This is a genomic window from Streptomyces albus subsp. albus (assembly GCF_000725885.1).
In the GTDB taxonomy this organism is placed as follows: Bacteria; Actinomycetota; Actinomycetes; order Streptomycetales; family Streptomycetaceae; genus Streptomyces; species Streptomyces albus.
This window is the reverse complement of sequence record NZ_JODR01000036.1, coordinates 54,779-68,260: the sequence shown is the minus strand read 5'-3', so window position 1 is coordinate 68,260 and position 13,482 is coordinate 54,779. Positions and strand designations below refer to the sequence as shown.

Here is a 13,482-nt window from a genome sequence, read left to right as displayed (position 1 = left end):
ACACCACCCCCCGGGTCATCTGTTCGACAGGGGGCAACAGTCATACCGGGCCCGGAGGCCAGCAGCCCTCTTGCAGGACCGCGAACAACATAACGGGGCTTTCGTTCCGCAGGGCTCCCCCGGGGGCGCGCCTGCGGTGGTGCCCGGGTGCCGCCGGTCGGCGGGTGCGGGTGCGGGTGCGGGCGCGCCTCGGCCCGCCCTGCCCCAAGGCTTTTCCCAGACCGTGCGGCCCGTCGGCTTCCCTCCCCCCGGTCGCGGGCCGCACCGGTGGATGGCGTCGGTGCTGGTCCCGGGCGGGGTGTGGGGTCCCGGTAGCGTGCGGGGCATGACTCGCTCCGCGACGCTCGGTGAAGGCATACGGTTCGCCTTCGGCACCCTGACGGTGCTGCCCGTCGAAGTGACCCGCTGGGACCGGGCCGCGGCCCGTACGGGCATGCTGTGCGCCGCGCTGCCGGGCCTGGTCACCGGGCTGGCCGCCGCCGCTGCCGGTGCCGTCCTGCTGGTGTGCGGCGCCTCCCCGCTGCTGGCCGCCGTCGCCACGGTCGCCGTACCCGCCGTGCTGACCAGGGCCCTGCATCTGGACGGCCTCGCGGACGTCGCGGACGGCCTGGGGTGCGGCAAGCCCGCCGACGACGCGCTGCGGGTGATGAAACGCTCCGACATCGGCCCGTTCGGCGTGGTGACGCTGGTGTGCGTGCTGCTGGCGCAGACCGCCGCGCTCGCCCAGCTGTACGGGCGCGGCTGGGCCGAGGGCGCGGCTGCGGTCACGGTGTCCGCCGTGGCGGCCCGGGTGGCGCTCACCCTCGCCTCCCGCGAGGGGGTGCCCGCCGCCCGTCCGGAGGGACTGGGCGCGGCGGTCGCCGGGACGGTGCCGCGGGGCGCGGCACTGGGCGCCGGGCTGGCCGCGGTGGCGGTGGCCGCCGCGGCGGGCGCCCTGGTGGGACGGGTGCCGCTGTTCGCTGCGGGAGCCGTACTCGGCCTGGGCGCGGGCGAGTTGCTGCTGCGCCGGTGTGTGCGGCGGTTCGGCGGCGTGACCGGGGACGTGTTCGGCGCGGTGGCCGAGGCGGTGGGCTGCGGCACGCTCGTGGTGGCGGCCCTGGGGTGAGCCGCGCCGCGGGGCGGCGAACCGGTGGGTGATCTTCCGCCGACGGCGGGCGCACGGGCGGTGCTAGGCGGGCATACGATGCCCGGAGCGTCCGAAGCCGGAGGCGTGCTGTCACGCCCCGGAGTCACGTCAAGGAAGAAGGTCTCTCCCAGGTGTCTGCACTGACTCTCAGCTCCTCGTCCGCGGCGACCCTGCGCGCGGACGCTGTCGTCGTCGGCGTCGCCAAAAACTCCGCCGGCAAGAAGGCGTCCCTCGTTCTGGCCCCCGGCGCCGAGGCCGTGGACAAGGCGTACGGCGGCAAGCTGGCCGCGACGCTGGAGACGCTCGGCGCGAGCGGCGGCGAGGGGGAGGTCACCAAGCTCCCGGCGCCGGCGAGCGGGGTGAAGGCCCCGCTGGTGGTGGCCGTCGGCCTGGGCACGGCGGCGCGGAAGGACGAGGCGTACGACGCGGAGACGCTGCGCCGGGCGGCGGGTGCGGCGGCCCGCGCGCTGGCGGGCACGAAGAAGGCGGCCTTCGCGCTGCCGGTCGTGGACGCCGACGCGGTGGCGGCGGTCGCCGAGGGCGCGCTGCTGGGCGCGTACGCGTTCACCGCCTACAAGGGCAAGACGGACGGCGCCAAGGGCGGCAAGGACGCCAAGGACGCGCCGCTGGCGGAGATCGCGCTGGTGGGCGCCAAGGCGCGCGACAAGGCGCACAAGGCGGCGGCGGACCGCGCGCTGGTGGTGGCCGAGGAGGTCCACCGGGCGCGTGACCTGATCAACACCCCGGCCAACGGTCTGGACCCGAAGGCGTTCGCGGCCGAGGCCAAGGCCGCGGCCAAGGAGTACGGCCTGAGCGTCGAGGTGCTCGACGAGAAGGCGCTGGCCAAGGGCGGCTACGGCGGCATCCTGGGCGTCGGCGGCGGTTCGGCGCAGCCGCCGAGGCTGGTGCGCATCGGCTGGTCGCACCCGAAGGCGAAGCAGTCGCTGGCGCTGGTCGGCAAGGGCATCACGTACGACTCGGGCGGTATCTCGCTGAAGCCGGCCGGCCACAACGAGACGATGAAGTGCGACATGAGCGGTGCCGCGGCCGTCTTCTCGGCCGTGGTGGCGGCGGCGCGGCTGGGCCTCCAGGCCAATGTGACCGGCTGGCTGGCGCTGGCCGAGAACATGCCGTCCGGTTCGGCCACCCGTCCGGGTGACGTGCTGACGATGTACAGCGGCAAGACGGTGGAGGTCCTCAACACCGACGCCGAGGGCCGGCTGGTGCTGGCGGACGCGCTGACGCGGGCCGGCGAGGAGGAGCCGGACGCGATCGTGGACGTGGCGACGCTGACCGGTGCCATGGTGCTGGCGCTGGGCAACCGCACGTTCGGGATCATGGCGAACGACGACGAGTTCCGCGGTGCGGTGCACGAGGTGGCCGAGGAGGTCGGCGAGGACGCCTGGCCGATGCCGATGCCGGCGCACCTGCGCAAGGGCATGGACTCGCCGGTGGCCGACATCGCCAATATGGGTGAGCGGATGGGCGGCGGCCTGGTGGCCGGGCTCTTCCTGAAGGAGTTCGTGCCGGAGGGCACCCCCTGGGCGCACCTGGACATCGCGGGACCGGCGTTCAACGAGTCGGCGCCGTTCGGCTACACGCCGAAGGGCGGGACGGGCTCGGCGGTCCGTACGCTGGTGCGGCTCGCGGAGCGGGCGGCCGAGGGCGAGCTGGGCTGAGGCCCGGCCGCCGGGCAAGTCCGGCGTTCCGGCGAAATCACCGGTGGGTGCGGCCCCGCCCGCGTCGGCGGGCGGGGCCGCACGCCCTGGTACCCCGGCCCGGCGTCCCGGTTTCCGTCAACAAGTGCGAAGATGGGTGACCGGCAGGACAGGGCCCCGCACGGCTTGACAGAAGCCGACCGCAAAGGGCCGAGCACACACAAGCGGCCGAACCTGAAGCCGCCCGGTCACAGGAGACCGGCTACGGCGTACCCATGCATGGAGGACGTGACGTGGCGAACGACGCCAGCACCGTTTTCGACCTAGTGATCCTCGGAGGCGGTAGCGGTGGTTATGCCGCTGCCCTTCGCGCCGCGCAGCTCGGTCTGGATGTCGCCCTCATCGAGAAGGACAAGCTGGGCGGTACCTGCCTGCACCGGGGCTGCATCCCGACCAAGGCGCTGCTGCACGCCGGCGAGGTGGCCGACCAGTCCCGCGAGAGTGCCGAGTTCGGTGTCAAGACCTCGTTCGAGGGCATCGACATGGCCGGCGTCCACAAGTACAAGGACGGCGTGATCTCCGGGCTGTACAAGGGCCTCCAGGGCCTCGTGGCCTCCCGCAAGATCACCTACGTGGAGGGGGCCGGCTACCTCTCCTCGCCGACCTCCGTGGACGTGAACGGCCAGCGCTACGAGGGCCGCCACATCCTGCTGGCCACCGGTTCCGTGCCCAAGACGCTGCCGGGCCTGACCATCGACCACGACCGGATCATCAGCTCGGACGACGCCCTGGTCATGGACCGGGTGCCGAAGTCCGCGATCATCCTGGGCGGCGGCGTCATCGGCGTCGAGTTCGCCTCGGTGTGGAAGTCCTTCGGCGCGGACGTGACCGTCGTCGAGGGCCTCAAGCACCTGGTGCCGGTCGAGGACGAGAACAGCTCCAAGCTCCTGGAGCGGGCCTTCCGCAAGCGGGGCATCAAGTTCAACCTCGGCACCTTCTTCGAGAAGGCCGAGTACACGAACGACGGCGTCAAGGTCACCCTGGCCGACGGCAAGGAGTTCGAGGCCGAGGTGCTGCTGGTCGCCATCGGCCGCGGCCCGGTCTCCGAGGGCCTGGGCTACGAGGAGGCCGGGGTCGCCATGGACCGCGGCTTCGTCACGGTCGACGAGTACTGCCGCACCAGCGTGCCGACGATCTCCGCCGTGGGCGACCTCATCCCCACGCTCCAGCTCGCCCACGTCGGCTTCGCCGAGGGCATCCTGGTCGCCGAGCGGCTGGCCGGGCTGAACCCGGTGCCGGTGGACTACGCCGGTGTGCCGCGCGTGACCTACTGCAACCCGGAGGTGGCCTCCGTCGGCCTCACCGAGGCGCAGGCCAAGGAGCGGTACGGCGCGGACAAGGTCGTCACCCTCAAGTACAACCTCGCGGGCAACGGCAAGAGCAAGATCCTCAAGACCTCCGGCGAGGTCAAGCTGGTCCAGGTCCGCGACGGTGCCGTGGTCGGCGTCCACATGGTCGGTGACCGCATGGGTGAGCAGGTGGCCGAGGCCCAGCTCATCTACAACTGGGAGGCGCTGCCCGCCGAGGTGGCCCAGCTCATCCACGCCCACCCGACGCAGACGGAGGCGCTCGGCGAGGCGCACCTGGCGCTGGCCGGCAAGCCGCTGCACTCCCACGACTGACCGCCGAGCAGTCACTCACAGGGCGCGACCCATCCGCACAGTTCGTAAGGAGCACCAGAAACCATGGCGGTTTCCGTAACCCTGCCGGCGCTCGGCGAGAGCGTGACCGAGGGCACCGTCACCCGCTGGCTGAAGGCCGAGGGTGAGCACATCGAGGCCGACGAGCCGCTGCTCGAGGTCTCCACCGACAAGGTCGACACCGAGATCCCCGCCCCGGCCTCCGGCACCCTGGCCTCCATCAAGGTCGCCGAGGACGAGACGGTCGAGGTCGGCGCCGAGCTGGCCGTGATCGACGACGGTTCCGGCGCCCCCGCCGCGTCGGCGCCCGCCGCCGAGCAGCCGGCGCAGGCCGAGGCCCCGGCCGCCGCTCCGGCCGCCCCGGCCCAGGAGCAGCCCGCCCCGCAGCAGGCCCAGCCGGAGCCGGCCGCCGCCCCGTCGGGCGGCGCGGCCGAGGGCACCGACGTGGTGCTGCCGGCCCTGGGCGAGTCGGTCACCGAGGGCACCGTCACCCGCTGGCTCAAGCAGGTCGGTGACGAGGTCGAGGCCGACGAGCCGCTGCTGGAGGTGTCCACCGACAAGGTCGACACCGAGATCCCCGCCCCGGCCTCCGGCACCCTGCTGGAGATCACCGTCGGTGAGGACGAGACGGCTGAGGTCGGCGCCAAGCTGGCCGTCATCGGTGCGGCCGGTGCCGCGCCCGCCGCCGCCACCCCGGCGCCGTCGGCCCCGGGCAAGCCGGCCGAGTCGGCGCCGGCCCAGCCCGCGCAGGAGGCCCCGCAGGCCCCCGCCGCCCCGGCGCAGCCCGCGGCCCCGCAGACGCCTCCGGAGCCCTCGCAGGCCCAGCCGGCGCCCGCGCAGCCCGCCCCGCCGGCCCCGGCCCCGGCCCCGGCCCCGGCGCAGCCCGCGCCCGCCGCACAGGCCCCCGCCGCTCCGGCCCCGGCGCCGGAGAACGACGGTGCCTACGTGACGCCGCTGGTGCGCAAGCTGGCGAACGAGCAGGGTGTGGACCTCTCCTCGGTGCGCGGCACCGGTGTGGGCGGCCGTATCCGCAAGCAGGACGTGCTGGAGGCGGCCGAGGCCAAGAAGGCGCAGGCTCCGGCGGCACCGGCCGCCGCCCCGTCGGCCGCTCCCAAGTCGCCGAAGCTGGAGCCGTCGCCGCTGCGCGGCCAGACGGTGAAGATGCCGCGCGTCCGCAAGCTCATCGCCGACAACATGATGAAGGCGCTGCACAGCCAGGCGCAGCTCTCCACGGTCGTCGAGGTGGACGTCACCCGCATCATGAAGCTGCGGGCCCGCGCGAAGGACGCCTTCCAGGCGCGGGAGGGCGTCAAGCTCTCCCCGATGCCGTTCTTCGTGCAGGCGGCGGCCGAGGCGCTGAAGGCCCACCCGGCCGTCAACGCCCGGCTGAACGACGACGGCACGATCACCTACCACGACGTCGAGAACATCGGCATCGCGGTGGACTCCGAGAAGGGCCTGATGGTCCCGGTCATCAAGGAGGCCGGGAACCTGAACCTGGCGGGCATCGCCCGCAAGACCGCCGAGCTGGCCAAGAAGGTCCGCGAGGGCGGCCTGGCCCCGGACGACATGTCCGGCGGCACGTTCACGATCAGCAACACCGGGTCGCGGGGCGCGCTCTTCGACACGATCATCGTGAACTACCCGCAGGTCGCCGAGCTGGGCATCGGCGCCACCGTGCGCCGTCCCATGGTCATCAACCACCCGGAGCTGGGCGAGACCATCGCGATCCGCGACATGGTCTACCTGACCCTCTCCTACGACCACCAGCTCGTGGACGGCGCCGACGCCGCCCGCTACCTCAACGACGTCAAGGCCCGCCTGGAGGCCGGCGAGTTCGAGGGCGAGCTGGGCCTGTAAGGCTCCCGGTCACCCGCTGACGGTGCCCCCGCCACAGCTTGTGGCGGGGGCACCGTCATGCGTGCCCGGCCCGCGCAGGCGGCTCCCCGTGCGGGGGCCGCCTCAGCACGTGGGGCGGTACGGCACGTCGCGGAGGGCGGCGTGCCACTGGGCGGGGGTGAGACCGCCGTGGCCGCGGGCGCACAGCCGGGAGGCGGCGCGCCGGGGGGCGACGGTGTAGCGGCGGACCGGGAAGCGGGCGCCCGCCACGTACAGTTGGCCGCCGTCCGGGGAGAAGGCGAGCGCCACGGCGCGGTCGCGTCCGGTGGGCAGGGGCCCGCCGAGCGGCTGGTGCGCGGCGGTGTCCCACAGGCGTACGGTGCCCTGCCGGCCGGCGACGGCGAGGGTGCCGCCGTCCGGGGAGAAGGCCAGGGCGGTGACCGGTTCGGTGCTGCCGCCGGCTTCCCGGTAGGTGCCGGCGAGCAGGCCGAGGCTGCGTCTGCCGCGGCCGTCCCAGAGGGTGACGCGGCCGGAGCCGTCACCGGCGGCCAGGACCCGGCCGTCGGGGCTGAAGGCGAGGGCGTGGGTCTCGTCCTGGCTGAGGACCCGCCTCAGCACTCTGCCGGTGGCGGGTGAGGCGAGCTGGCCGTGGCTGGTGGCCAGCAGCTGGCCGGTGGGCCGCACCGCGAGGACGTCGCCGCCCGTGTGGCGCAGCACCTTGGTGCGGCGGTGGCGGCCCACGTCCCACACCTCGACGCGCTCGGCGCCCGGGGTGCGGGAGACGAGCAGGTGGTGGCCGTCGCGGGTGAAGGCGATGCCGCCAGGTCCCCGCCCGGCGCGGCGGTCGCGCGGGCAGGGGGGTGAGGGGCAGGCTCCCGGTGTGGCGGTGGGTGCGGGTGTCCCACAGGTGGACGGTCTGTCGGAGTGCGCCGCCCGGGGACCGGGAGCCGGTGCCGTAGGCGAAGGTGCCGCCCTTGCGGTCGAAGGCCATCAGGGGTGTGCACGGGGTGTGGCGGGCCGCACCGGGCGCGGTGCCGTGGCAGAGCCGGGCTGGCAGACGCCTGACGACCGTTCCGGTACGGGCGTCGCGCAGCTCGAACCGGACGTGCGGCCACCGGGACCGGGCGGTGGCCAGGTGGCGGCCGTCGGGGCTGAAGACGGCGTGGCCCAGCGGCGGGCCGGGCCGGCGGACGCGGTGGGCGCCGGCCAGGGAGAGGGTGCGGACTGTCTGCCCGGTCAGTCCGCTCAGATAGCGGACGACACCGGCCCGCGGGTCCACGCCGAGCCCGCTGACGTACTCGCTCACCAGCGGATAGCGCAGCACCGGACGGCGGGAGAGTGCGGGGCGCCAGACCAGTATCCGCGTCGAGTCGGTGCCCACCAGCAGTTCACCGTCGCCGCTGAGCCGCATGCCGGTCAGACCCCGCTGGGCGGCCAGCTGACGGTGCCGCCCCGTGGCCACGTCCCAGGCGTGCACGCCCCGCCCGTCCAGGCCGACCAGGCGCCGGTCGCCGGGCGCGAAGGTGAGCGTCCGGGCACGGCAGACGGCGTGCCGGGCACGGGCGGGCCAGCCGTCGAGGGGCAGCCGTACGGCGTGCCGGGGCCGCGTGGTGCCGAGCCGCCACAGTTCCAGGGCGGCGCGGCCGGGGCAGACGGCGGCGAGACCGCCGCTGCGCGAGACGGCGACGCTCGCCTCCCGCCCGGCGGCGGTACGGCGCTGGAGGACCGGCCGCCCGCCGTGGACGTCCCACAGCTGCGCGGTGGCGCGGTGCGCACCGGCCGGCCCGTGCAGCCACAGCAGCCGCCCGTCGGTGCTGAAGACGGCGGGCGTGCCCCGGGCGCCGGGCAGGGTGCGGGCGGCGCCGCCCGTGGTGGGGCGCAGGGTGATGCGCAGCCGCCGGTCGGCGGTGGCCAGCAGCGCACCGTCGGGGGTGAGCGCCGCCCGCACCGGTCCGGCTTCCCCGTCGGGGCTGCCCGGCCCGCGGACGCTGGTGGTCTCACGGTGCTCCGCGACGTCCCAGCGGTTGAGCCGGCCGCCTCCGGCACTGACCAGGGTGCGGCCGTCGTCGCTGAGGAACCGCTCCGAGCCGGCCCGGCTGCCGCTGGGCAGGGTGAGGGCGTCCTCCTCGGGCTGGGCGAGGGCGCCCAGCAGCGCGGCGCGGGTCTCGTGGGTGTCGGCCAGCCGCCAGGCGGCGACGCTGAGCCTCATGGCCAGCCGGGGGTCGGACATGCGCATGCTGTCGGCGACGGCGGCGATCCTGCGGGCCTCGGCCTCGGTGTGCTGGCGGGTGTTGGCGCGGGTCTGCTGCCAGGCGACGACCCCGGCCAGGAGCGCGACGGTCAGCAGCAGGCAGACGGCGGCCACACCGCCGCCCCGGCGTCTCCTCTCGCGGCGCCGTGCCTCGTGGCAGGCGGTCAGGAAGTCCCGCTCCAGCCGGGTGAGGCCGGGCACGTAGCGCTGCTCGTCGCGCCGGCGCGAGTGGCCGCGCAGCAGCCGGTACGGCCCGGAGCGGCGGTGCGGCCGGTGGCCGGGGCCGGTGTCGGCGCTGCCGAAGAGTTCGGTCGCCTCGGCCAGTCTGCTGCCCCGGTAGAGCGCCCCGGGGTCGCGGTCCAGCTCCTGCCAGCTGTGGGCGGCCTCGGTGAGTCTGCGGTGGGCGCGCAGCCGTTCGCGGTCCTCGTCGATCCAGCGGCGGAGCCGGGGCCAGGAGGTGATGAGGGCTTCGTGGGCGAGATCGACGGTGTCCCCGTCCAGGGTGAGCAGCCGGGCGGCGACGAGACGTTCGAGTACGTAGCCGCTGCCCGCGCCGCCCGCCGGGTCGCCGCTGTCGCACTCCAGCTCGGCGCGGGGCGCCGGGCGCCGGGTGTCCTGGGCCCCTTCGCCGGGGGCGATGAGCCGCAGCAGGATACGGCGGGCGAGGGCGGCCTGGTGGGGCGAGAGCCGGGTGTAGACGTCCTCGGCGGTCTGGGCGACGGCGCCGTGCACACCGCCGGCGGCCTCGTACGCCTGGAGGGTCAGCGCCCGGCCCTTGCGGCGCCGCCAGGTCTCCAGCAGGGCGTGGGAGACCAGGGGCAGGGCGCCGGGCTCCCTCTCGGCGTCGCGCAGGAGACGGGCGGTCAGGGCCCGTTCGACGATCAGGCCGTGTGCGTCGGCGGGCCGCACGACGGCGGCCCGCAGTTCGGCGGAGGTCATCGGGCCGACGAGGAGCCCGGAGCCGCACAGCGCTTCGGCCAGCGCGCGGTGTTCGGCGCAGCGGCCGTAGAAGTCGGCGCGGACGGCGATGACGACGCGCAGCCGGGAGTCGGGGTCCCGGGCCCGCAGCAGCAGGTCGAGGAAGCGGGCACGCTCGACGGGGTCGTGGCAGAGGGTGAAGACCTCCTCGAACTGGTCGACGAGGATCCAGGTGTCGCCCTGGTCCGCGGCGTCCGGCCCGTCGCCGGGACCGGTGGCGGCCGGCGCGGGGGTGCAGGCGGCGGCGTGGGTGCGGGCGGGATGCTCGCCCGGGGTGAGGATGCGCACGGCGGCGGGGCGCGGCACGCTCGGCGGCAGGCCGCCCCCGGCACCGGTCTCCCAGCGCCCGACACCGCCCTGGCCCCCACCGGCGGGCCCGGCCCCGCTCCCACACTCGCCCCCCGCACAGCCCTGCGCACCGGCCACCGAAGCGGTCCCGTCTCCCCGCACGCCACCCGCAGGACGCCCGGCCCCACGGGTACCGTCCCCCCGCGTACCGCCCGCAGGACGCCCGGCCCCACCGGCACCGGACCCCCGTACGCCGCCCGCGGCACCGCCCCCGGGCCCGGCCTCACCCCCGCCCTCGCCGCCCGCACAGCCCTGCGCACCGGCCACCGGGCGGGCTCCGCTCCCCCGCGTACCGCCCGCAGGACGCCCGGCCCCACCGACACCGGGCCCCGCACCAGCCGCGTTCCCTCGCGCGCGGGCCGACGGGCCGTTCCCGTCCCCGCGCACGACGGTCCCACGGCCGCCCGGAGCGGTCCCGTCCACCCGCGGGCGGGCCCCCGCGCCGCCGCCCGCATCACAGGCGGACGCCCGCGCACCACCGGGAGCGGGCGTTCCGGCGCCGGCGGCGCCGTGCTCCGTGCCGCCGGTGTCGCGCAGGCGGGGGATGAGGCCGGCGCGCAGCAGGGAGGACTTTCCGCTGCCGGAGGGGCCGAAGACTGCGGCGAAGCGCCGGTCGGCGACGAGTGCGAGGAGTTCGGCCGTCAGTTCCTCGCGGCCGAAGAAGCGGTCGTGGTCGCCGGGTTCGAAGCGGGCGAGGCCGCGGTAGGGCGGCTCCTGCGTGTCGGGGCCGCCGGCGGTGTCGCGGACGCGGGCCCGCTCCTCGGTCTCCCGGGCCCCGGCGGCCCGCCAGCGGCGCTCCCACTCGGCCGGGTCGCCGCCGCACGCGGTGACGTAGGCGAGGGTGGCGGCCAGGGAGGGCAGCCGTTCGCCGGCGGCGGCCTGGGAGAGCGTCGTGACGGAGTACCCGCAGCGGGCGGCGAGCTGCCGGTAGGTGGGCCGGCCGGCCTCCTCCCTGAGCTTGCGCAGCTCGTACGCGAACTGCTGGACGGGTCCTTCGGCCGGGTCGACCGGTCGTTCTCTGCGCCCCACGTTCCTACCCCCTCCACCAGGCACGTTACGGGATTGTTCGGACTGGTGGGACAGGGGTGCCGAACAACGGGCGCAGGGCTGGAATCGGGCTTGTCGTGGCGGATCGGCGCCGCGACGAGGTACGTCCGACGACACACAGGTGAGGCACGATGACCGACGAGGGGGAAGCGACGTCCGCGGATGCCGGGGGCGAGGACGGGGGTGGCCGGCCTGCCGGGAGCGGGCCGGCGAAGGGCGGCCCGGGGCCGCGCGCGGGGCGCCCGGGCGGGCACAGATCGGCCGTGGTGCGGCTGGCCGCGGGGACGGTGCTGGCGCTCGCCGCGACGGCGGGCCTGCTGGCCGTCACGCTGCCGCTGAGCGCCTCGGGCCAGGGGCGCGACGGGGACGACGGGGACCGCGGGCAGCGGACCGTGGCGGCGGGCGCCGGCGCGCCGGCGAAGGTGGCGGACGCGCCGCCGGTGACCGGCCGCGGCACGGGCCGTGATCCGCTCTCGGACACGGAGCGCTCCCGCGCCGAGCGGATCGCGCTGTCCGGGACGGGCGCCGCCGCGCTGCGCGCGGACGGGGAGGACGTGACGGGCCGCAAGAGCGGGCCGCAGCACATATCGACCGAACTGCCCGAGGGCAGCGGTGCGAAGCGCCGTGCTGAGGTGCTCTTCTACGACTACGCGCGAGAGGCGCTGGTCCGCAAGACGGTGGATCTGGGGGCCGGGAAGGTCACGGAGACGTCCGTCTCGCACGGTACGCAGCCGCCGCCGGCGTGGGCGGAGGCGCACGAGGCGGCGGGGCTGCTGCTGAAGGACCCGCTGGGTTCCGGGCTGCGCGCCGACTACCGCCGGGCCACCGGCAAGCCGCTCACGAGCGCGGACCAGCTCGGCACGCAGGGGCTGGGCTATGTGCCCCGGGAGCGGCGCGGGGACGCGCTGGACGCGTGCGGGAAGCAGCGCTGTGTGCGGCTGTTCACCCGGGTCGCGGGCGGCGGCCCGTGGATCGACACCAAGCAGTTCGTGATCAACCTCAGCGACCGGTCCGTGCACCGGCTGGTGGCGCGGTGACCGCCGCGGGGCCGGCCCGGCACGGCGAACGGGAGACACACCCCATGCACAGCAAGAGGACACTGCGCCGCCCCGCCCTGGCGGCATCCGCCCTGCTCCTGCTGCCCGCGCTGCCGGCGCTGGCCACTCCGGCGCAGGCGGCCCCGCAGGCCCCGGCGCGGGCGGCGGCCTGCGGTTCGGGGGCGGCGATCGAGCAGACGATGCGGGGCGGCGGTGTGTGGCGGATGTGCTGGCACACCAGCAGCACGGCGGGCCTGGTGCTGGAGGACGTGTCGTTCCAGCCGAAGGGCGAGCCCGAGCCGATCAAGGTGCTCTCCAGCGCGAAGCTGGCGCAGATCCATGTGCCCTACGACGACGCGTCGGTGGAGTTCAACGACGTGACGGAGATGCAGCTGGGCGAGAGCGCGGAGCCGCTGCGGCCCAAGGACTGTCCGGGCGGGGTGCTCAAGAAGATCCCCGGTGTGGATCTGGACACGGGCCGGACCAAGCAGATCAACGGGCTGTGCGTGACGACGCAGGAGCGCGGGTTCGCCTTCCACGGCAACAGCGGGGACATCGGGGAGGAGCCGAACAGGAAGGACGCCGAGCAGGGCCAGGACCTGGTGCTCTACACGGTGAACTCGGCCGGCTACTACCACTACATCAACCAGTGGAACTTCTCCGACGACGGCACGATCACGCCGAAGGCGGGGGCCACCGGCAATCTGTCGCCCTCGGACTACGACGCCTCCGACGACCAGGGCTGGCCGGTGGGCAACGGCAGCAAGTCGCGGGCGACCAGCCACCACCACAACATCTTCTGGCGGCTGGACTTCGCGGCGGACGGCGCGGGCGACGCGACGGTGGAGCAGTTCGACACCCACCGCTCGGGCAGCGGCGGCCCGGACCGTACGCCGGCGTACCGCACCACGCGCCGGCAGCTGACGAAGGAGGCGGCGGGCAACGCGGGGCCGGCCGGCTACCGCTGGTGGCGGGTTGTGAGCGCGAAGGGCAAGAACGCGGACGGCCACCGTCGTTCGTGGGAGCTGGTGCACCGCAACCAGGCCAAGTACACGGCGCGCTCCTTCACCAAGTACGACGTGTACTTCACCCGCTACAAGCGGTTCGAGCAGTACGCGAGTGACAACGCGCGGTTCGGCAGCCACCGGGCCGACGATGTGGGCAAGTTCGTCGACGGCGAGGAGCTGAAGCACCCGATCGCCTGGGTGAACGTGGGGTTCCACCACATCGCGCGGGACGAGGACCAGACGCCGATGCCGGTGCACTGGCAGGGTTTCTCGATCGCGCCGCGTGATGTGACGGCGATGAGTCCGCTGACCCCCGACCGGCTGCGCAAGCCCCGCTACAACGGGGAGCCGCAGTTCGACTACGAGAGGTGAGCGGGTGCGGGGCCGCCCCGTGGGCCCCGCGGGATCCGTCACCGGGCCGGAGGCGGCCACGGTGACGGATCCCTCACCGTACGCAGTGGCACCGGGTGCCGGGTCAGGCCGTATCGTCT

General features: G+C 75.2%; 8 protein-coding genes. 6 read left to right on the top strand and 2 right to left on the bottom strand.

Annotated features, from left to right (window positions below; all coding sequences use genetic code 11):
* Window positions 1–325 precede the first annotated feature (325 nt).
* The 4 genes from IO40_RS0130365 (at window position 326) to sucB (ending at window position 6,344) form a co-directional block, all read left to right on the top strand.
* On the top strand, window positions 326–1,105 hold the full coding sequence (locus IO40_RS0130365; RefSeq protein WP_030409572.1) for an adenosylcobinamide-GDP ribazoletransferase: 780 nt from the start codon (window positions 326–328) through the stop codon (window positions 1,103–1,105).
* A 152-nt stretch (window positions 1,106–1,257) separates the two neighbouring features.
* Window positions 1,258–2,805: a leucyl aminopeptidase gene (locus tag IO40_RS0130360; RefSeq protein ID WP_016468548.1), complete on the top strand. Its 1,548-nt coding sequence runs from the start codon at window positions 1,258–1,260 to the stop codon at window positions 2,803–2,805.
* Window positions 2,806–3,059: 254 nt separating this feature from the next.
* Window positions 3,060–4,466, top strand: coding sequence for a dihydrolipoyl dehydrogenase (lpdA, locus tag IO40_RS0130355; protein WP_031176534.1), 1,407 nt, complete (start codon window positions 3,060–3,062; stop codon window positions 4,464–4,466).
* 63 nt (window positions 4,467–4,529) lie between these two features.
* On the top strand, window positions 4,530–6,344 hold the full coding sequence (gene sucB / locus IO40_RS0130350; RefSeq protein ID WP_016468550.1) for a 2-oxoglutarate dehydrogenase, E2 component, dihydrolipoamide succinyltransferase: 1,815 nt from the start codon (window positions 4,530–4,532) through the stop codon (window positions 6,342–6,344).
* A gap of 102 nt (window positions 6,345–6,446) precedes the next feature.
* On the opposite strand, the gene IO40_RS36500 is transcribed toward sucB, so the two are convergent.
* Together IO40_RS36500 and IO40_RS39220 are read right to left on the bottom strand one after the other, a co-directional pair.
* Window positions 6,447–6,941 carry a WD40 repeat domain-containing protein gene (locus IO40_RS36500; RefSeq protein WP_106967475.1) on the bottom strand — a complete coding sequence of 165 codons (495 nt, stop codon included), beginning with the start codon at window positions 6,939–6,941 and terminating at the stop codon, window positions 6,447–6,449.
* Window positions 6,862–10,929 (bottom strand): nSTAND1 domain-containing NTPase, encoded by a 4,068-nt coding sequence (locus IO40_RS39220; RefSeq protein ID WP_031176533.1) that lies wholly within the window; start codon window positions 10,927–10,929, stop codon window positions 6,862–6,864. Before IO40_RS39220 ends, IO40_RS36500 begins: the two co-directional genes overlap by 80 nt.
* Before the next feature lie 281 nt (window positions 10,930–11,210).
* Here IO40_RS39220 and IO40_RS0130335 point away from each other — a divergent pair, with 281 nt between their 5' ends.
* Both IO40_RS0130335 and IO40_RS0130330 read left to right on the top strand, forming a co-directional pair.
* Window positions 11,211–11,984, top strand: coding sequence for a hypothetical protein (locus tag IO40_RS0130335; protein WP_051705690.1), 774 nt, complete (start codon window positions 11,211–11,213; stop codon window positions 11,982–11,984).
* Between the two features lie 44 nt (window positions 11,985–12,028).
* Window positions 12,029–13,363: a copper amine oxidase gene (locus tag IO40_RS0130330; RefSeq protein WP_016468554.1), complete on the top strand. Its 1,335-nt coding sequence runs from the start codon at window positions 12,029–12,031 to the stop codon at window positions 13,361–13,363.
* Window positions 13,364–13,482: the final 119 nt, after the last annotated feature.